General features: G+C 65.9%; 14 protein-coding genes. All 14 read right to left on the bottom strand.

Going from position 1 to position 17,814, the window contains the following annotated elements; genetic code table 11:
* Nucleotides 1-330, bottom strand: coding sequence for a GYD domain-containing protein (locus ABIC75_RS18325; protein ID WP_354015341.1), 330 nt, complete (start codon nt 328-330; stop codon nt 1-3).
* An 11-nt stretch (nt 331-341) separates the two neighbouring features.
* Nucleotides 342-1,964: a hypothetical protein gene (locus tag ABIC75_RS18320; RefSeq protein WP_354015340.1), complete on the bottom strand. Its 1,623-nt coding sequence runs from the start codon at nt 1,962-1,964 to the stop codon at nt 342-344.
* A 39-nt stretch (nt 1,965-2,003) separates the two neighbouring features.
* Nucleotides 2,004-3,263, bottom strand: coding sequence for a CHAT domain-containing protein (locus tag ABIC75_RS18315; protein WP_354015339.1), 1,260 nt, complete (start codon nt 3,261-3,263; stop codon nt 2,004-2,006).
* A 174-nt stretch (nt 3,264-3,437) separates the two neighbouring features.
* Nucleotides 3,438-5,081: a DUF6519 domain-containing protein gene (locus ABIC75_RS18310; RefSeq protein ID WP_354015338.1), complete on the bottom strand. Its 1,644-nt coding sequence runs from the start codon at nt 5,079-5,081 to the stop codon at nt 3,438-3,440.
* Between the two features lie 10 nt (nt 5,082-5,091).
* The gene (locus ABIC75_RS18305) at nt 5,092-7,335 is read right to left on the bottom strand and encodes a hypothetical protein (RefSeq protein WP_354015337.1); all 2,244 of its coding nucleotides are present in this window, start codon (nt 7,333-7,335) and stop codon (nt 5,092-5,094) included.
* Nucleotides 7,332-10,475 carry a putative baseplate assembly protein gene (locus ABIC75_RS18300; RefSeq protein ID WP_354015336.1) on the bottom strand — a complete coding sequence of 1,048 codons (3,144 nt, stop codon included), beginning with the start codon at nt 10,473-10,475 and terminating at the stop codon, nt 7,332-7,334. The genes ABIC75_RS18305 and ABIC75_RS18300 overlap by 4 nt, the downstream gene beginning before the upstream one ends.
* Nucleotides 10,472-13,276, bottom strand: a complete 2,805-nt coding sequence (locus ABIC75_RS18295) for a putative baseplate assembly protein (protein WP_354015335.1) — start codon at nt 13,274-13,276, stop codon at nt 10,472-10,474. Before ABIC75_RS18295 ends, ABIC75_RS18300 begins: the two co-directional genes overlap by 4 nt.
* A complete protein-coding gene (locus ABIC75_RS18290; RefSeq protein ID WP_354015334.1) occupies nt 13,273-13,644 on the bottom strand; it encodes a GPW/gp25 family protein in 372 nt (123 codons plus the stop codon). The genes ABIC75_RS18295 and ABIC75_RS18290 overlap by 4 nt, the downstream gene beginning before the upstream one ends.
* A gap of 7 nt (nt 13,645-13,651) precedes the next feature.
* The gene (locus ABIC75_RS18285) at nt 13,652-13,975 is read right to left on the bottom strand and encodes a hypothetical protein (RefSeq protein WP_354015333.1); all 324 of its coding nucleotides are present in this window, start codon (nt 13,973-13,975) and stop codon (nt 13,652-13,654) included.
* Complete coding sequence (locus tag ABIC75_RS18280; RefSeq protein WP_354015332.1) at nt 13,975-14,481, bottom strand: phage baseplate assembly protein V; 507 nt, start codon at nt 14,479-14,481, stop codon at nt 13,975-13,977. The genes ABIC75_RS18285 and ABIC75_RS18280 overlap by 1 nt, the downstream gene beginning before the upstream one ends.
* Complete coding sequence (locus tag ABIC75_RS18275) at nt 14,478-15,614, bottom strand: hypothetical protein (RefSeq protein WP_354015331.1); 1,137 nt, start codon at nt 15,612-15,614, stop codon at nt 14,478-14,480. Before ABIC75_RS18275 ends, ABIC75_RS18280 begins: the two co-directional genes overlap by 4 nt.
* Entirely contained in the window at nt 15,607-15,927 is a 321-nt protein-coding gene (locus ABIC75_RS18270) for a LysM peptidoglycan-binding domain-containing protein (protein WP_354015330.1), read from the bottom strand. Before ABIC75_RS18270 ends, ABIC75_RS18275 begins: the two co-directional genes overlap by 8 nt.
* A complete protein-coding gene (locus tag ABIC75_RS18265) occupies nt 15,927-16,586 on the bottom strand; it encodes a hypothetical protein (protein ID WP_354015329.1) in 660 nt (219 codons plus the stop codon). The genes ABIC75_RS18270 and ABIC75_RS18265 overlap by 1 nt, the downstream gene beginning before the upstream one ends.
* Nucleotides 16,583-17,812: a DUF4157 domain-containing protein gene (locus ABIC75_RS18260; protein WP_354015328.1), complete on the bottom strand. Its 1,230-nt coding sequence runs from the start codon at nt 17,810-17,812 to the stop codon at nt 16,583-16,585. The genes ABIC75_RS18265 and ABIC75_RS18260 overlap by 4 nt, the downstream gene beginning before the upstream one ends.
* Between the last annotated feature and the right edge of the window lie 2 nt (nt 17,813-17,814).

Raw genomic sequence — 17,814 nt, 5'->3', positions numbered from 1 at the left:
TCACTCGCCCGGCTTCTGGCCGCCGACGAATTCGCCCGCGATGGCCATCGCGCGCGTTCCCTCATCGGGCTCGATCAGCACCGTCGTGCGTATGCATTTGTTGCGGCCTGCACCGAACATGGACATCCAGCACGCCAGCGCCATCTCCTGGCTGGGAAACGAGGAGATGGCCACGCCGTCGTACTGGCCAAAGCAATAGAAGAAGCTGTGCAGCTGGCCGCCGAATGCCTCGATCGCCACGCGCACCACTTCGGCACGATCGGAAGGCTGGGTCAGGAAACGCTTCATCTGCCCATCCTTGTAGCTCCATTGCGTCATGTAGAACGGCATGGCCGTGCTCCTCATGGGACGAATTGGCGAAGGCTCTTGGGCACGAACTCCAGCAGATCGTCGCCGCCGGCCTCCTGCGGTCGCGGCGCATCGCGTGCGCGCACCAGTTCCGGAATGAAATAGCCGAGCACCGCGGCAAACACGAAACTCACGCCAAGGCCGACCAGCAAGGCCACCAGCGGGTCGGCAATGGGAACATTCGTCACCGCGCGATGCTCCGCCGAGAACGCGTTGCGCAGGATGATCAACGACATCGAGACCAGTGACGCCGCCATCCACGCCGCGCCCCAGCTCAGGGCGTCGTACAGGCGGCGACGCAGTCGCGACGTCACGCGCGACCAGCGATGATCCTGGATCAGCCACGCCACGACGGCGGCGGTGGCAAACAGGTACGGTAGGAACACCGAGCCATCCTGCAAACGCCTCAGCGCGCCCGCGGCGCCGCCGAGCAGTGCACCGATGCAGAGGTTCACCAGCACGCCAAGCAACATTGCCGACACGCCGGCACCGAACACGAACCACTTGGGCGTCTTCTGCCACAACCCGGAATTGGCAAAGCCCCAATGCCGCTTGGGTATCACGGCGATGGCGATGGCGCCGAAGAGGTTGAGCGTGATGACCAGGAACAACGCCCTGGCCGGAATCGCCGCCTTCGCCGCCGGCATGATGTGGAAATACAGCCACAGGCTGGCCACGACCAGCAAGGCCACGCGCGCCAGCAACAGGAAGGTGCCGCGCCCTTCCTTGCGCGGCAGACGGAAGCCCATCGCGGCGACCATCGCATCGCGACCTTGCCGCGTGTTGCGCATGGCCAGCGTGCCGCGCGCAGCGATCAGGCAGGCATCAGCGTGGAAGGCATGGATATCCTCGAAGATGTCCGCGATCAGGTCGTTGAACAGCTTGCGCAGCAGATCGTCGAGCGGACGCGATTCGACCGATTCGCCGGCCTGCTGCAGGAACAGATGCCGCACGTCGCCCAGCCGCTCGATGGAAGCCAGCGTGCGCGAGACGCGGAACGACAAGCGATCGAAGCGATGCCTGAGCAGGTCGATGCTTTGTCGCGCGTCCGTCACGAACTGCGCGGCCCGCGGCGAACTTTCCCACTGCCGTATGCGCAGGAACAACGCAGTGGCCGACAGCAGTTGCTGCTGCGCCGATTCCACGGAGGGCAACCAGTCGCCGCCGACATCGATGCCGCGCGCCTTCAGCAGTGCACGCGCATCGTCATCGAAATCGCCAGGCTCGAAGCTGGCGCCGGCCAGTGCATGGGCGAAGCGATGTGCGCAATCGGGAATGTCCGCCCAGTCATGCGCCCAGCGCCGTACCCTTCTCGCCGTATAGGGAATCGCGCGCACGGCGACCATGACCAGCAGGGCGAGCCAGGCAAGCTGCGGCTTTACTTCCGACGCTTCCGACGGGCCCGGATCGGCGGACCATGCATACACACGCCACGCCGATGCATAGATCACCAGGAACGCCACCAGGTACAGCGCGATGTGCGCGCCATACGCGCTGTAGTAGCGCAACGCCGTGGTGAAGCTGCGGGACCAGCTCGGCTGGTTGAAGCCGATGCCCGCGAGCAGCACGACGATCACGCTTGCCAGCACGATGTCGATCGATGGCGCTGCAAGCATCACGGAAGCGTCCCCCTTGTGATCCGCGGATTCATGACGTCAGGAGAACAATCTCCGCAGTTCTTCGCGGGCGCGCAGGTTGACCGTGGGCGCGGCGGGCGGCGCGACAGCCGGCCCACCCTCCGCTTCGACGGGACTTGGCGCGGGCTCGACGTGGAACAGCACGCTGGAACCGGAGCGGCTGAAAAGCACCGGCACACCCCATTCAAGGCTGGTCTTGGTGCGCATGAATTGCCGCGTGACGGTGATGGCGTGCTCGATCGATTGCCCACTGACCAGCGAGCGGTAGAACTTCCCGGCGAAATCGGCCGACGATCCGTTCGACATCGGAAACTGCATCGCCACCACCATCGGCATGCCCCAGCTCACCAGCGAGGCGCCGGCACTGGAAATCGCACCACGCGCGCCTTCGCAGCAATTGAGTACGGCAAGCTGCAGGCTGCCATCGCCCTGCAGCATCACGCCCAGCGACGAACCGTCGACCTTGACTGCCTGGCCGAGGCCATCCTGCATTACCACATAGCCGCGCGTGCTCTGCTCGCCCTCATCGCCGCTCACATACTCGTCGACACCGCCGTGGCCGATGAAGTGAAAGATGTGCCACGGACCTTCCTGCATGATGTCGAACAGATCATCGGTGGATCCACCGGGAACCCATTTGAAATCGACGCTGCCCTTGGGCACGCCCTTCAGCGCGGTCTCGATGCGTTCGCGCTCGGCTTCCACATCGAGCTTGGGCCAGCCGGTGACACCGGGGTTGGAGACCATGCCGAGAATCCTGAGCGGTCCATCCACCGGCAACTTGGTGGGCGGCCCTTCGACATCGAGAAAGCGCACCAGCGGCGAGCGATTGCGCAGGCACAGGTACGCGTCGTCGTTACCCATGGCGTTGTCGAACATGAACTCCCACGGAAGGATGGCCAGCTCGGGCGAATCGGCATGCAGCTTCACGCGCAAGCCTTCGAGTTCGTCCGAACGCTGGCGCACCATGCCAAGGCTCGCTTCGAATTTCATGGCCACCGCAAACGCATCGCGAAACACCGCGCGGAAGATCTGGTCGCCGAACTCGCGCAGGATGCGTTCCTCTTTGGATGGCGGGAAGGCTCGAGGATTCGGGCCGCGCGTCACCGCGTCGGCAAGCCTGCGCCGCAACGCTTCCAGCGGCTCGGCGCCGAACTGTATGTTGATCTGCACTTTTTCCGATTCGCCCGCTGGCGACTGGGAGACTTTCGCGAAGTAGCGATCCCCCTCCTTCGACAGGCGTAGATCGAAATCCAGCAACCCCTTTTGCGTGGGCATGTCGACCTCTCATCGGGCTTGCGAGGCTAAGGAAATCAGCACGCGCTTCCAGGCGGCATCTGCCGGAGCCCATGGGAGAGCATATGCCTCGCCGGGACGCTTGGGATGAGTAATACGTGCTATGGCTTACGTCTTAAGTATGCTTACGCAACGAAAATCCATGTCACAGCGCATTCAACGCGGCTTTCCGGTCTTGCGCGCTCCTGTCTTCTTGACGGCCTTGGCGGGCGCGCGCTTGCTTTTCGCTGCCACGGCCTTCGATACCGATGTGGCGCCGCTCTTCTTGACCGCCGTCTTGCGTACCGGCGCGGCAGGCGCCACGACGGCTCCGCCATCCACCACGCGGCGATTGGACGCCTGACCAAGCAAGGTGCACAGCGAATCGAAACGGCAGCAGCATTCGGTGTAGCCCATCTGCGGCCACAGCGTGCCAAGCACCGCAATGTGATGCATGCCGAACGACTTGAGGGCAGCACCTTTGTCGCCATCCTTGGGCCAGTCCAGTGTGCCGTTGCCGGCAACACGCGCGGGAATCAGCCAGTAGTCGCCGGTGGCATAGACGCCGCCCGGCTCGAAGCTGACTTGCACGCCGTCTTCCAGATCGATCGCCTCGCCTTCGATCAGCGCCACGCAACCGTGCGCGTCGAGCTGCAGGCTCTGGTCCCAGCGCCGCAACAGCGGATGCTTGGCCGCGCCGCCCACGGCGTACGCCGTATCGCCGGTCGGCACCGCCAGCGTAACGATGCCATCGGCGGCATCGATGGCGATTACCTGCATCAGCGGATAAGCCAGCTGGGACAAGGTGTAATCGTCGTCGACGAGTTCCACCCAATCCTTCACCGCGAGTCCCAGCCGTTGATCGCGCCCCAGCTTGGCCAGCGTCACCACCACCTGCATGGATCCATCCGACTGTGGATTGTTAGCCGTCTTCACGATGGGGAAGATCACCGAACCGTTTTCGCGTGACCATTTGAAGCTTGCGGCGGTGGGCACTTCCGTCGTGCCGGCGAGTCCACCGTGATGCACTTCGACGCGATAGAGTTGGTTCTCGCAGCCACGGTAACGCGCATCGGCCGCGATCACGCAGGGATCGCTGTCGCTTTCGACCGGCCCGAGCATCGCGCGCAGGCGCGGCCAGGCATAGCGCGGCCGCACCGTCAGCACCTGGCGCAAGGTGGTGCAGATGTCATTGCGATTGGCCGCGCCGAGACTCGGCAGATTTTTGCGCAAGCCGTCCAGTTCCGCGATCGCCTGCTTCTTGCCGGCATCGTCGCGGCCGCTGAGGCCGATGGCGGCGCGGGTGTCCGCCAGCGATGCACCCAGGCGCTCCGCATCGAGGTCGAGCATGCGTATCTGCCACACGGTCTGCGCACGCGTGGCGGTGTCCACGCCCTGCAGGGCTATATCGGCGAGGCCCGGCGCTTCGATTGCCGACAGGTGGCGCTCCCATACGTCCACCCACAAGGCGAACTGCCGTGGAACGTGTACCCAGTCGCCGGAACCATCCGCCGGCAACGGCAGGTAGGGCTGGCTTGCCAGTGTGCACGAGGTGTCGTTCTCGCAGAGGATGCCGTCCACGTAGAAGTGTCCCGGCGAAAGCGTCCAGTCCGCCATGTCGGGCTGCACGCCGATGGCGAAGCCTGTACCCGCGGCCCAGCACGAGCCGACCAGGTCGCGGATCAGGCTGTGCAGCAGATACAGCTGGATGCTGGCCTGCTCATTGCTGTCGGCTTCCAGCAGCACCCTTCCCTGCTGCTGCAATACCTGGGTGTAGTGGTGCGCCGGATTGAAGGTGACGCGTGCAAAGTCGCCTTTCATGGTCGATCTCCTAACTCGCGTAGAGAATGCCGGCGTCGGTATCGGCGGGCACGTACTCTTCCAGCCGCAACGCAAGGTTCGCCTCGCGCTGCGGCTCGTACAGGTGGTGGTAGACGCCCATGGCCGATTCGTCGGAGGCGCCCTTGCGGATTTCCTCGCAGCAGGCATCGGCCAGTCGCGCATAGTCCGGCGTGCCATAGCGCAGGCTTCGGAACAGCGGCGTCACGCGCCACTGCTCCTGTGTGCGCTGCGCCGCGGGCTCGGCCGACATCGCGAGGTCGGGCTGACAGTGAAAACGTTGCGGCGTGCGTGAGCCCGGCGCGATGTAGCAGAAGCGCACGCATCCCTCCTGCCGGCGCAATGCGCGTACCGGGCCGGCGAAGATGCTGTCTTCGGCCAAGCTCACGCTGTGCAGCTGTACCTGGCCGATCACGGTGCAGCGGCTGATGCTCGCCGCCACATAGGCCACCGCTTCATCCGGCGCGCCGATCGCCACGCGCTCCACGTCCGTGGCATCCACGATGCTGTCGCACAGGCGCAAGGACGGCGGATCGCCGCGGCGTGCCGGGCTGATCACCGAGATGGCGCCGACGATGCTGCGCTCCACCTGCAACGCCGCGCTCGTGCCATCCAGCGTGATGCTCGGCTCGCTGGGACGCTTCGGTCCGCAATCGCAATGCAGCGACCAACCCGGCACCAGGGTGCAATGGCGGATCACCACCTCGCACACATCCTGCTGCGCCGATGCGGCGTTGTCGTCATCGGTGGGCCCGTGCACTTCCACGCCGCGCCCCACGATGAGCAAGCCGTCGAGCACCAGTCGGCTGCCCGCACCACCGCCAACGCTCAATGCATCGGGCTGGCTGGCGCGTACATCGAGCAGGCGCAGCACCGGGCGCGTGCGCTCGGCCGCGCGCAACTGGATTGCTTCGCCTGCCGCCAGCTGGAGATCGATGCTGCCTTCATAGATGCCGCTCTCGGCCAGCTCGATGATCAACGCGCGAAGCGATGGTGTCGCCGTCTTGGCGGCCGTCCACGCCGCCAGTGCGTCGGCGATGCTGGCGTAATGTCCCGCAGGGAGTGCGGCCTTCGTCGGATCATGGTCGGGCAGCGCGGCGTGCACGATGTAGCGCGTGGCGTCTTGCAGTTCAGGCGTGAGTCGCGGGTACTCGCCGCCGCCCAGGTCCGCGGCGAAACCGTATTGATAGGACACCCACACGCCATGCTTGGGTCGCTGATTCGCGGGGAACATCATGCGCCCGCGCTCCGGGTCCACTGCCACGCGGCCACGCGGCACCTGGTAGTGCCAGTCGGAAAGATCGGCGGGCATCAGCAGTTCGATAGGCACCGGCAGTCCCTGTCCTTTCGCCGGCCAGTCCGGCGCGTAGATCAGCACGCTCTTGCCTTCGCCATACAGTTCCGGCGATGCGCTGGCGTAGTCGGCCCTCGCACCGCGCTGCGCGAAGCGATAGCGCCGCAGCGGCACCGGCAGGTTGATCTCATTGGCGATGTGCGTGGGCGAAGCCTCGCTCACCGGACGCTGGAACAGCGGCGTGTCGTTGCCCAGCACGCTGAAGGTGAAACAATGCGGGCCGCGTTCCTCCAGGCAATATGCCGGCGTGGTGCTCACCGGATAACTGCGCAGGCGGCAGGCGAACACGGCGACATCCGGAATGCCGAAGCGACCGCGCCGATGCTTGCTGCCCATGCGCCGCACATCCACCGCATGAGCCAGCGCATCGAACGCGCCGTTCGCCCAGGCGATGCGTTGCATCCGCCCCGGCCGGCGCACGTCGGTGGTACCGCCGCGATGAGGATGCTGGTGATCGAGATGCTGCGTCCAGCCCAGCAGTCGATGAAACTCGACCGCACGAGCGGGCCAGCCGGCGGCATCGCGCGCGAGATCTTCCAGCAGGGACAGCGTGCCTTTGCGACGGCGCGCATCGATGGTGTTGGCCACGTCGGCACGCGGCGCCAGCACGCGACCGAGCGCGGCAGCATCGGCCTGCTCGCCCAGCGTGGCCGCTTCGGGCAGCAGGCTGTAGCCGAGCAGATCGCCGATGTACGGCACCACCCAGTCGTCGCAGGTTTCGATGAACCAGTTGTCGTACAGGCGCGTGATGTCCTGCTCCATCACGTTGGCCTGGCGCGACAGCACGCGCAGGAAATCGCGCAGCGGATAACCCTGCTCCGCATCGCGCATGCGATAAAGCATCGGCATCAGGTCGTACAGGCGATCTTCGCTGGCCGTCATGGCGTGGCCTCCTGCAAGAGCAGCGTGTCGGGAACGTCGGGCAGGAAGTACGCGAGCTGGGCCGGCAGGATGTTGCCGCTGCCGTCACGACGTGCGGGTTTGGCGCGCACGCGGTCGGGCACGGCATTCGATGCGAACGTCGCCACGCGCAGGATCGAGCCATCGCCGTTGTTTCCGACCTCGCCATCGTCACCCTTGCCGTCGGCGCCGAAGCCGCTCAGCAAGGCCGCCTCGTCGAGGCTGCCGAACGCATCCACGTCGACCCATGCCACGCCACGCACGGCCTGGATGCAGGCGACGATCTCGCTCAGGTACACGTCCTGCGCCAGCCCGCGTTGCTCGAAGCCGAACGTTGCGAGCAAGGCGGCGCGTACCTGCGGCTCGATGGATGTCCACAGATAGTCGGGCTGCAAGCCCACTTTCGCGCTCAAGGTAAGCGCCACCAGTACGCGCACGTCCAGCGTCACCGGCAACGCGGGATCGCCGTACTGCCTCAATGCACTCAGAAGATTGCGATAGAGATCGGAGCTGCGATCCAACGGTGCATCGGCCGCGCCGGCAATGGTCACCCACACCTGCGCGCCGGACTTCATGGCCACCGCCTTGCCCACACCGCCGAACGTTCGCGAGAAATCCGCGTAGTCGCTCACCGAAACCAGGCGATCGAGCGCCAGCACAGCCAGCGGCACGTTGCGCCGCGCCTGGTCGCGTGTCTCCGCATCGGCGCCGCCGGAAGCGCGCAGCGGGTTGATCACCTGCTTCACGCCCAGCGGCTTGGTGGTGGCCAGACTGATCTGCCCGGCATCGACATTGCCCGGGGTACCGATGCCGTTGCGATAGACCGCCGTGAGGTTTTCCACGCCCGTGGGCAGCCGCGCCCCATGCACGCCGTCGCCGAAGGTGATGCGGGTCTTGCCGCCATCGTCCGTGGCCGTGACGAAACTGCGATCCTGCGGTCCGGCGAAACTGAGGTTGCGCACTTCGTGCCACAGCATGCCGTTCACGCTGACATTGAGCGTGCTCTGCACGCCATCCACGGTGGATGCCGACACATAGGTCAACGGCATCTGCTTGAGCGCGAACGAGGGCAGCGCCGTGGCGCCGTTGGCGTTGCCCAGCACTTCGTTGCGGGTTTCGCCGTGGGTGGCCCGCACCACGTTGGCGTAAATCTTCACGCTGCTGCGCACGTAGCTGTAAGCGAGGCCTTCGTTGGCGAAAACCAGGGTGCTGTGCACGGTGTCGCCGGAACGCTGCGCGTCCACGCCCTGCTCCACCGCGGATACCATCACCAGTTCAGCCGACGTCACCGCCTCGTCGCCGGGCACGTCGGCGCGTGTGCCGGACACGATCACCCAGCGCCCGGGTTTCAATCCATCGATGGCCTGGTCGAGTGTTAGCCGCGTGGCTCCATCCGTGGGAACCAGCGGTGACGCGATGTTGCCGACCTCATCCACGATGATCTGGTCGGCCAGCGTCAAGGCTTCGCTTTGCGCGAACACCTGGGTGCCGCGTAGCAGGTCGATGTTCGCGCGGCCATGGATATCCCAGGCGGATTGCTTGCCCAGGGGCGCAAGAGCAATCTCGGTGGTCTTGCCGCTGATGCCATAGGCCGAGCGCGGATGCACCGACACGCTCTTCACCTGCGCCACCCGCGGATAGCCGTCGCTGAGCTGCTTGGGCTGGATCACCACGTAGCCTTCGGGCGTGATGCCGTCGTAGGCGTTGTCCAGTTGCACGACACCGGCCTTCTCGTCGGGACCGGCGGGCCAGTCCTTGCCCGGCGCGGAAACCAGTGGAATCTTGCCCACGGTAAGAGGATCCGGGTTGATCATCATCACCATCGGGACCGCGGCGTTGTAGCCGAACATGGGTGCCGCCAGATGCATGGCGAACACACCACTGAGCGCTGGCGACGGTTGCCCGTGCGGCACGCTGGTCCAGGAGCGATAGAACGTATTGGCCAGTCGCGATTCGAAATTCAACAGCAGCTGCGGACGCGCATCGCTGGCCACGCCCAGCGCCGTCGCCACGTTGCGCGCCAGTGAAAACCTGCTGGCCGGTTGCACCGTAGGCGCCAGCGTCAAGGCTTCGAACAAGGTGGTGAAGCGAATCGGCGGTGGCGTGCTGCCACCGGAATTTGAACCGAAGGCCTGATCGAGCGCGGCGCGATAGGCCGGGATGGGCGCCGGGTCGGTCGCCGGCATATCCACGATCGTGAAGGCGAGACTCAGCAAGTCATGGGTGTTGTCGGCGTGATCGCCGCCGAACAGCAGGTACTTGCGCAGGCCGATGAGTGTGATGAGCCACAACGCCACGTTGTTCCCGCCACCCTGCGCAGCCAGCGCATTGATGGCCACGTTGGTGGCGGCAAGAATGTTGACGCTGAGCGCCGCCAGCGGTTGCAGCACCACGCGTGCACGCGGCTCGCCGGGTTGGGCCTCGATGGAAGCGACGGTACGCAGTGCCTGCGTGCCATTCACCAGGTCGCCGAACAGGAACAACACGCGGTCGCCCGGCCTGAGGTTGCTGCCGTTGCCGGCGATCCACAATTCGGACAGGCCGGCGATGTTGTCGATGGTGATGTCCTGCGGCAGCGACAGGCGCGGCTGCAAGGCGTTCCATTCGTGTCGCGCGTCCAGCGCCTCCGCCGTTTCGAAGGTCTGCATCTGCTCGCCCGGGGCGGGCACCGATTGCGCCTTGGCGCCACAGGGAATGGTGACCGGTCCGGCGTTGTCGTCGATGGTATAGGCCAGATACACGCTGGCCGACACGCCGGGACGCAGGCGATAGTCCAGCAGTCGGCCGAGTTGCAGCACCGAGCAGCGTTCGGTCGCGGTGCGCAGATAGCCTTCGTTGGCGATGCGTTCCTGGTAGAAGCTCAGCACGTCCGCGCCGATGGCCCACGCATCGAGCAAGGCCATCGATGCATCGTCGCGCTCGCGCGTGCGCAACTGCGCCAGCGCCGGCAGGGCTGCGTCGCTCAGGTCCATCTGCATGGTGGACTGGAAGTCCGCATACGTGCCCACGCGATAGCACAGGCTGGAAAGACCGGGCCGGTTGTATTCGGAACACGGCGTGCGCGCACCTGCGCCGCAGCCACAGGCGCAGGCGTGCTGGCCACAAGCACTGCAGCAACTCATCGCCCACCTCCCAGCGTGAACGCGATGCTTCCGCGATCGGGATGATCCGGATCGTTGTCGACCTGCGCGATCTCCGCGGCGGCAAGCCACAGCACGCCGTCCGCCGGCACGTCGCCCGGCTTGCCTGCCTCCATCCGCGCGAGCGTGAGCACGTCGACGTGCGCCACGCCGGTGATGGCCTGCGCCTCGGCCATCAACGCGCTGGCGTAGACGGCCTGGCCAAGCTGCAAACGATCCGGATGGAAGAAGCCGGGCATGCCGTCGCTGCGCAATCCGGCGCGGAAGCGATCCACCAGTTGCGCACGCACGTGCGCCTGCAGGAAATCGGGCAACACGCAGACATGCAGCTCGATAAGCAAGGGCACGTAGTGCGCACTGCGCACTGCCACGTCGTGACCGATGCGCCGATACGGATGCAAGCCTGCCGCGAGGGTGCGCGCGAGCGACGGCAGCAGGGTTTCGCGACCGAGCGGATCGACCACCACGTCGGCTTCGTACCAGCTGCCGTTCCAGGCCAGTGCGCAGGCGGCGCCTTGCAGTTGCGTGTTCTGCCGCGCGAACGCGGCGTAGTCCTCGGCGATGATGGCGCGCAGCGGCCTGGCGCGGAATGCGCCCGGCGCAAACAACTTCACCTCGGCCATGCTCTCGGCCGCCGTGCCACCCGTGGCCGGCAGCGGATTCCTCGGTACCAGCCCGGGCGGCACTTCGCCACCGGACCAGGCCAGCCACACGATGCTGTCGCGACCGACGTTGCCCACCGTGCCATTGCCAAGGCGCTGTCGCGCGCGGAAGAAATCGCCTGCCTGCGGCCGGCGTCCCAGTACGCCATCGCCGAAGCGAAGATGCGCGGCGGCATCGTCATCGACCTCGACCACGAAGTGTCGATCGTCGGGTCCGCTTTCGAGCAGATCCTGGCGTGCATCCCAGCGCCATTGCGCGTCGACGGGATCGCTCACCAGCACGTCGGCCAGGTCGCCGCCATGGACGTCCAATTGCGGCAGCGCCTGGCGAGGATCGCGCAACAGCAGCCGGCATACCGGCGCGTTCGCTTCCCCCGGCAATGGTTCGGCCCAGGTCAGCAGCGATCCGGGCAGCACGTGGCCGGTGTCGTCGGCGATGCGCAACACATCCTGCACCGCGCCCTCGCAACGGCAGCAGGTGTAGTGCGTGCTGCCGGGCACCAGCCAACAATCTTCCCTGAGCGCACCGCAGCGCGTGCAGGCATCGGGCACTTCGGCCAGGGCGCTGCCCAGTCCGGGATAGTCGTCGTTGTCGATGGCGTCAGGCGGTGCGCAGAGTGCATCGCAGCGGCATTGCCCTGGTGCGTAGTCGCCGTGATCGACCAGCAGCACGTTGCCGCGCGCCACGCTCACATCGCTCACCCACGAGCAGTCGGGCGACGGCATGCGGGTGGACAGGCACAGGTCGAACGGCAAGGCGTCGCAGGCATCCCAGCTCACCTGCAACAGCCGTTGCTGGTTGAGCGGATCGACCTGCTCTTCCACCGCCGTGAGGCGCACTGCATGCCGATGCGCGGGATTGGCGTCGGCCGGATTGCCGGTGGAAGGCCCGCGCACTTCCTCGAAGATCAGCAGATCGCCCGGCTTGAGCCGCAACGCGCGCTGCGGCGGCGTCGCGACAGCCGCCGCCTGCACGGGCGCGTTCTTGCCCGCTGCCGTTGCCTTGCCGCCATCGGTGACAGACGGCTGCGACGCAGGTGGTTCGTTCGGTACCGCGAGCGGCGCATCGACCAGCACGGCCTGCGTGCTCCCACGCGGAAGGCAGCACATCGCATCGCCCCAGGTGTAGAGGCGGATGGTGCTCTGCGCGGCGACCACCGTGATCGCGGTGGCGCCATCCAGCGGCATCGGTGCGTAGATCAGCGCACCCTGCGCACGCGCCTTCTCCAATTGCGCAGGGCTGATGGCGCCAGCGTGTACGTCGGTCTGACCCGCGGGCGGCACCAGCAGCAGGAGCTGGTCGAACGCGAAGGTCACTTCGCCCGCAGGCAACGACAAGGTCACCAAGGCACGCGCGTTGCAGCCTTCGTGCATGCGGTAATCGACCAGGCGTGCATGCCGGCGCACCGAGATGCGTCGCCGCGCGGTTGCCAGGTACGCTTCCGTCGCCACGGCGTCCTGGTAATAGCTGAGGTGATCGGCGGTATAGGCCATCGCCTCGACCAGCGCGACGCCGATGTCCGGCACGTGGCGTTCCCGCCATGCCGGCATGTCGATGGCGATGCGGTCGAAGAACAGCTGGCGGAAGCTGGCGTAATCCTTGGCCAGATAATTGATCTCGGGCGGCGCTGGCGGCGCCTCCACGCAGTGGCTCGCCGTGGCGCAGTCGGCATCCTTCGCGCAATCCAGGCGGAAGCGCAGCGTGGCGCAGGCGTAGCGTGGATCGAAACCAGGATAGGCCATCCAGCTGTTCGGATCGTTGCCGGAAGCAGCGTCCACCAGGCACAGGCAATACGGCGTGTGATCGCCTTCGCGATCGAGCACCACGCGCAGGCAGGTGTCGTCGTGCAGATCGGGTTCGTGTTCCTCATGCACGCTGATGACGCGCAGGCCGGTGATGCGGTCGCCGCCGCTGATGCGTACGTTGGCCACGGCCACATCGCTGGGAATGTCGCCGAACAGGTGCACGCACAGCGTGACGCCATCATCGCCCACTTCCACGTAATCGATGCCGTTGAGCGCACCGGAAAGGCGCAACTGTTCGCGCCGCTTCGGTTCGCTGCAGGCGGGCGGCAGCGTGCAGCCGATCAGGCCTGTTACACGCGGGCCGGCGGCGCTCATGACGCGCTCCGCGACAAGGTCTCGGTGCGTGCTTCACCGGTGGCCAGCACGGTGTAACTCAACGCCACCTGCAAGGTCGCGTCGTTGCTGGTCACCTGCAGGTCGTCGACGCGGATCACGTCGCCCAGGTAACGCTGCAGCGCCGCTTGCACGGTGAACTGCAGGGCCGCGGCAATCTCCGGACTGTTCGGGCCGAACACCATCTGCAACAGGCCGCTGCCGAAGTCCGGGCGATTCACGCGCTCGCCGGGACTGGTGAACAGCAGCTGCTCGATCATGTCGCGCACATGGTCGTCATCGTCGGTCGAGGCCGTGCGGCCGCGCTGGTCGAAGCCGAAGGGAAAGTCGATGTTGATCACGGGGTCCATGGCATCCTCACATGGCGGTGACGCGCATCTGGCTGGCGACGATCAGCAGCGGCGTGCCGGTGGGTGCGCAGATGGCCTGGCTGTCGAAACACAGCAGCGGTTGTCCGTTGGAGGTGACGCGCGTGGCGGCGCTCACGAATTGCGCGGTGACGCACGGTCCGTTGGCAGCAATGGGTGGCGGCAACACGCAGCCGGCGATCAGCCACGTTCCCGGCATCGTCACGGTCGGTTGCCCACTCACCGTCACGCGTGGATTGGGCACGCTCGCCTGGGCCTGCCCCGCGTGCGAGCAAAGTACGGTGGCGCCGACATGGATGAGGAAGCCAGGCATCAGGTCACCACCAGCGCGCCGTTGTTGATGGTGACGGTGGGCCCGGCCAGCACGATGGTGGCGCCCTTGCCGTTGGAGATGGTGATACCGATGTCGTTCACCACGATCATCGCGCCGGTGGTGCTCTTGAGCATGATGCCGCCGGTGGGCCCGGGCACGTCGCTGATGGTGAGCGTGTTCTGCAGGATCGATGCGAGCACGATGCTGGGGCTCGCGGGATTTCCCGCCAATGCCAGCGTGGGCACTTCGGCGGCCACGCCCCAGTAGCCGCCCGTCCAGATCGGATAATCCGGATCGCCTTGTTCGAACTCGATCCACACGCCCGCGCCCACCTGCGGCACCACGTAGGTACCGCTGAGCTTGCCCGCGATCGGCACGCACGGCATCGCCCAGCTGCTGGGCAACATGCCTGATACATCCGGCACCATCGCCTGGATCCGTCCCAATTGCTCAGGGTCCACGTTCTGCACCACGGTGCCGCGGTATTTGCCGTAGTAGCGCGTCATGGCGGCACCAAGGGCAAGGTGGACAGCAAACCTTTGCGCGACAGCGTGAAGCTCTGCTTGTATTCGCCGCGACGAATGCTGTGGCGCACTTCGCTCACGTAGTGCAGGCCATCGAACGCCGGGCCCACGCCGCGCACGCCCACCAGTTGCCGCGGCCGCAGCACGCGACCGTAGCGCGTGACATCGAGACTGCCTCGGCCGGTGACGGTGTCGGCGGACTTGGCCGCCTCGGCCATGCCCAGCAACATCGCGCGCGTGGGCGAGTACTTCGCCGTTTCCGGTAGCGGACGAAATTTCTGCGGCGGCGGATCGATCAAACCCAACGGTGGATTGAGCGGACCGATATCGGGTATCGGTATCGGCAGCGGCACCTTGGTCTGCTGGTTCTGTATGTAGACCACCGGCAGGCTGCGTGCATTGCCGTTGTAGCTGAAGCTGAGGTTGTCGACATTGCTGCCTGCATCCATGTCCGCGTTGAGCGCCGGCTGCGGCACGCCCACCTTGATCTTCGGCCCCCAATAGGCCGTGCTCATGCCCGGCGCCGGCCCCGGTTCCAGGTAGAACACGTAACCCACGCGCTCGGCCAGCAGGCGGATGTATTCCAGGTCGCTGCCTTGTTGCGAGGGAATGCGCTCGGTGGGAATGGGCACGTCGACGGCTATGCTCGGTATCACCAACGGCACCACGCCGAGAAACGCGTACTTGGCCAGCAGCAGCGCGACGATGGCTTCGGCCGGCATGGCCGGATACGGCAGGCCCGGCAAGCCGGAAAATTCCAGCTTCTGCATCACCGTGGTGAGATCGTCGCCGGTCACCTGCAGGCTGGTGTGACGCTGGTCGGCGCCGGGTGAGATGTCGGTCTTGGTGACGACGCCGTCAATCAGGACTTGCGGCGTGCCGTTCACCGTGGCGATCACGATCACACGCAACAACGGCACCACGCTGCCGCCGCTCAAGAGGAACAAGGTATGCAGCGGCGATTGCACGCTCAGCGTGAACTGCAGGGTGAATGCACCGGCCGTTTCGTCCGGCTCCACCACTTCCACCTGGGTAAGCGCATCGAGCACCACCTGCGGAACCGGCACCGGCACCACGGGTCCGACCAGCAAGGTCAGGTGCACGCCCTTAAGCATGCGGCACCCCCGGAATGCCTTCGGGCAAGGTGATGGCAAGGCGACGTCCCACCGTTTCGGTGAGTTCGTCGGGCCGCAGCGCGCGATTGGCATCGCACAGACGCCAGAACTGTTCGGGATCGCCGAGATACTGCGCTGCGATGCGATCGAGCCGTTCGCCCTGCACCACGCGATGCCATTGCAGCAGTGCGAAGTTTTCCGGCGCGGGCACGAAGCGACGCTTGAGATACGTGACCGGCGTGCCATCCGCACGAACGAAGGTGCCCGTGGGCGTCAACGCATAACGACTGGTGGGAGGAAAGATCGCAGTCATCACGGCACTCCTGTCATGCCCAACGCGGACAGCGGCATTGCCGGCGCGGTGCCGGCCAGTTGTTCCTTGCGTTGCAGATAGCCCATGAACAGGCTGGCGGCCTTGTGGCCGGTCGGCACATCGTTCACCGACAGCACGCGCAAGCCGAGACTCACCTTGGCGCGAATCGGATTGAGTTCGATGTCGAACGCTTCCTCGGTGATGCTCAGCTCGGTCACGCGCACCGGCACGATGCGCGTCTGGCTCCACACGAACAGCGCCAGCGGCGTTTCCATCGGAATGATTTCCAGCGTGCCCATCTGGGCCAGAGCATCGTTCGCGTTCAACTGCGCCGTGGTGGGATAGATAAGGGTTTCCAGCGCGGCGAGCTGGGCGAAGATGCCCGACTGCGTCGTCACCGCGTTCTGGTCGGGAAACTCCAGTTGATCGGTCGCGTCGATCTCCGCCTCGAGCTTGATCGTTTCCACCGGCGGCCCTTTCAGGCGCAGCACTTCCGAACGGTCGCCTCCATCCGCACTCACGCCCTGGACCTGCAGCGAACGCGTGAGCGTGTCCGGGTTGTACTGCAGCGCAATCACGCGCAGCACGGCCGAGCTGTCGGGATCGATCAGCACGAGCCCGCCCTTGAGGATGCGTGGCGTACCGGGGAAAGCGCTCATGGCCTGCCGCCCCCGCCTGTACCGCCGCTCGCCGGAGGCGGCCTTCCCGTGACAGCGGTTGGCTTGTCGGCTTTCGCGCCGCTGAGGCAATGCACGTACTGCGCCCAGGAATCGGCGGAATCGAAACCGCCGCAACCATGCTGGCAATCGAACACCACACAGTAACTTTCGCCGGGGTCTGCCTTGCCGATGCCCACGACATGAGCGGACTCATGCATCATCGTGCGCACCTGCTCCTCGGCGCCCTCGGTGAAGAAGTGAGGACACAGCACGATGGGCACGCGATGACCCGCGACATAGCCCGAGCGGGTGCCGCAATCCGGATCGCCCGCACCCGCCACTTTGATGTCCGCGCCCGGCGCGAGCACGCTGATCATCTTGCCGACGATCTCGTCGACCTGATCCATATTGGGTGGATCCCAGTCGAACATGCGCGTCGCCAGTTGTGTGGCCTGCTGCTTGCGTTCGAGCGCAGCCAGATCGTCGCGCCGGTCCGGTGGACTGGGGCCAAGGCCTGCCGTCTTGAAATGCGCCTGTTGAATGCGCACGGCCGCGGCGGCTCGCGCCTTTTCGATCACCCTTTGTTCGGTGGCGTTGGGAGCGCGTGGCCTCGGCGCCGGCGGGTTCGTGCCCCTGCCGGCCTGCTGGCGCATCACGCCGCGAGGACCTTGCGACGCGACACCAACGTGTTCCCCGGCATGGAGGCGCGATGCAGCCTGGTCGGCCTCGTGTTCGAGGTGCGCGTCTTCGCCCCCGCCGGAACCTGCCGATCCGCTGCGTTGTTGCACGACGTGCGCCAACTCGTGCGCCAGCAAGTGACTGCCCGATGACGTGTTCGGCGCGTATTGGCCGCCGGCGAATACCACATGCGAACCCACCGTATAGGCTGCCGCATCGAGTGCCGCTGCCGAATGCGCGGCGACTGCATCGTCATGGACGCGCACCTGGCTGAAGTCGTGGCCGAAGCCCGCCTCCATCGTCTGTCGCGTTGCGCCAGGCAACGGGTGTCCCGACGAAGCCACCACCGCGTCCACCGACGCCGTCGAAGGCATGGCCGCCGAATGGGTGGCCGCCTGGCGTTGCACACGCTTGCTTGCGCATTCGGCGCATTCACCGCCGCCCGCGTGCGCGCCGCAAGCGCATTTGCGTTGCAGCCGCCAACTCGGCGCAGCGCTCCATGAACGATGGGCGATCGATGGCTGACGTGTGCTGGTGTTCGACATCATGG

Origin of the sequence: Dyella japonica, assembly GCF_040545895.1 — a bacterium.
Taxonomy (GTDB): domain Bacteria; phylum Pseudomonadota; class Gammaproteobacteria; order Xanthomonadales; family Rhodanobacteraceae; genus Dyella; species Dyella japonica_D.
Note: the sequence above shows the minus strand (reverse complement) of the source record. Positions and strands in the feature narration are given on the sequence as shown.

What these genes read in the sequence shown, in the direction of transcription:
- ABIC75_RS18325 (WP_354015341.1), bottom strand. Translation starts at nt 330, where the DNA reads ATGCCGTTCTACATGACGCAATGGAGCTACAAGGATGGGCAGATGAAG.
- ABIC75_RS18320 (WP_354015340.1), bottom strand. Translation starts at nt 1,964, where the DNA reads ATGCTTGCAGCGCCATCGATCGACATCGTGCTGGCAAGCGTGATCGTC.
- ABIC75_RS18315 (WP_354015339.1), bottom strand. Translation starts at nt 3,263, where the DNA reads ATGCCCACGCAAAAGGGGTTGCTGGATTTCGATCTACGCCTGTCGAAG.
- ABIC75_RS18310 (WP_354015338.1), bottom strand. Translation starts at nt 5,081, where the DNA reads ATGAAAGGCGACTTTGCACGCGTCACCTTCAATCCGGCGCACCACTAC.
- ABIC75_RS18305 (WP_354015337.1), bottom strand. Translation starts at nt 7,335, where the DNA reads ATGACGGCCAGCGAAGATCGCCTGTACGACCTGATGCCGATGCTTTAT.
- ABIC75_RS18300 (WP_354015336.1), bottom strand. Translation starts at nt 10,475, where the DNA reads ATGAGTTGCTGCAGTGCTTGTGGCCAGCACGCCTGCGCCTGTGGCTGC.
- ABIC75_RS18295 (WP_354015335.1), bottom strand. Translation starts at nt 13,276, where the DNA reads ATGAGCGCCGCCGGCCCGCGTGTAACAGGCCTGATCGGCTGCACGCTG.
- ABIC75_RS18290 (WP_354015334.1), bottom strand. Translation starts at nt 13,644, where the DNA reads ATGGACCCCGTGATCAACATCGACTTTCCCTTCGGCTTCGACCAGCGC.
- ABIC75_RS18285 (WP_354015333.1), bottom strand. Translation starts at nt 13,975, where the DNA reads ATGCCTGGCTTCCTCATCCATGTCGGCGCCACCGTACTTTGCTCGCAC.
- ABIC75_RS18280 (WP_354015332.1), bottom strand. Translation starts at nt 14,481, where the DNA reads ATGACGCGCTACTACGGCAAATACCGCGGCACCGTGGTGCAGAACGTG.
- ABIC75_RS18275 (WP_354015331.1), bottom strand. Translation starts at nt 15,614, where the DNA reads ATGCTTAAGGGCGTGCACCTGACCTTGCTGGTCGGACCCGTGGTGCCG.
- ABIC75_RS18270 (WP_354015330.1), bottom strand. Translation starts at nt 15,927, where the DNA reads ATGACTGCGATCTTTCCTCCCACCAGTCGTTATGCGTTGACGCCCACG.
- ABIC75_RS18265 (WP_354015329.1), bottom strand. Translation starts at nt 16,586, where the DNA reads ATGAGCGCTTTCCCCGGTACGCCACGCATCCTCAAGGGCGGGCTCGTG.
- ABIC75_RS18260 (WP_354015328.1), bottom strand. Translation starts at nt 17,812, where the DNA reads ATGATGTCGAACACCAGCACACGTCAGCCATCGATCGCCCATCGTTCA.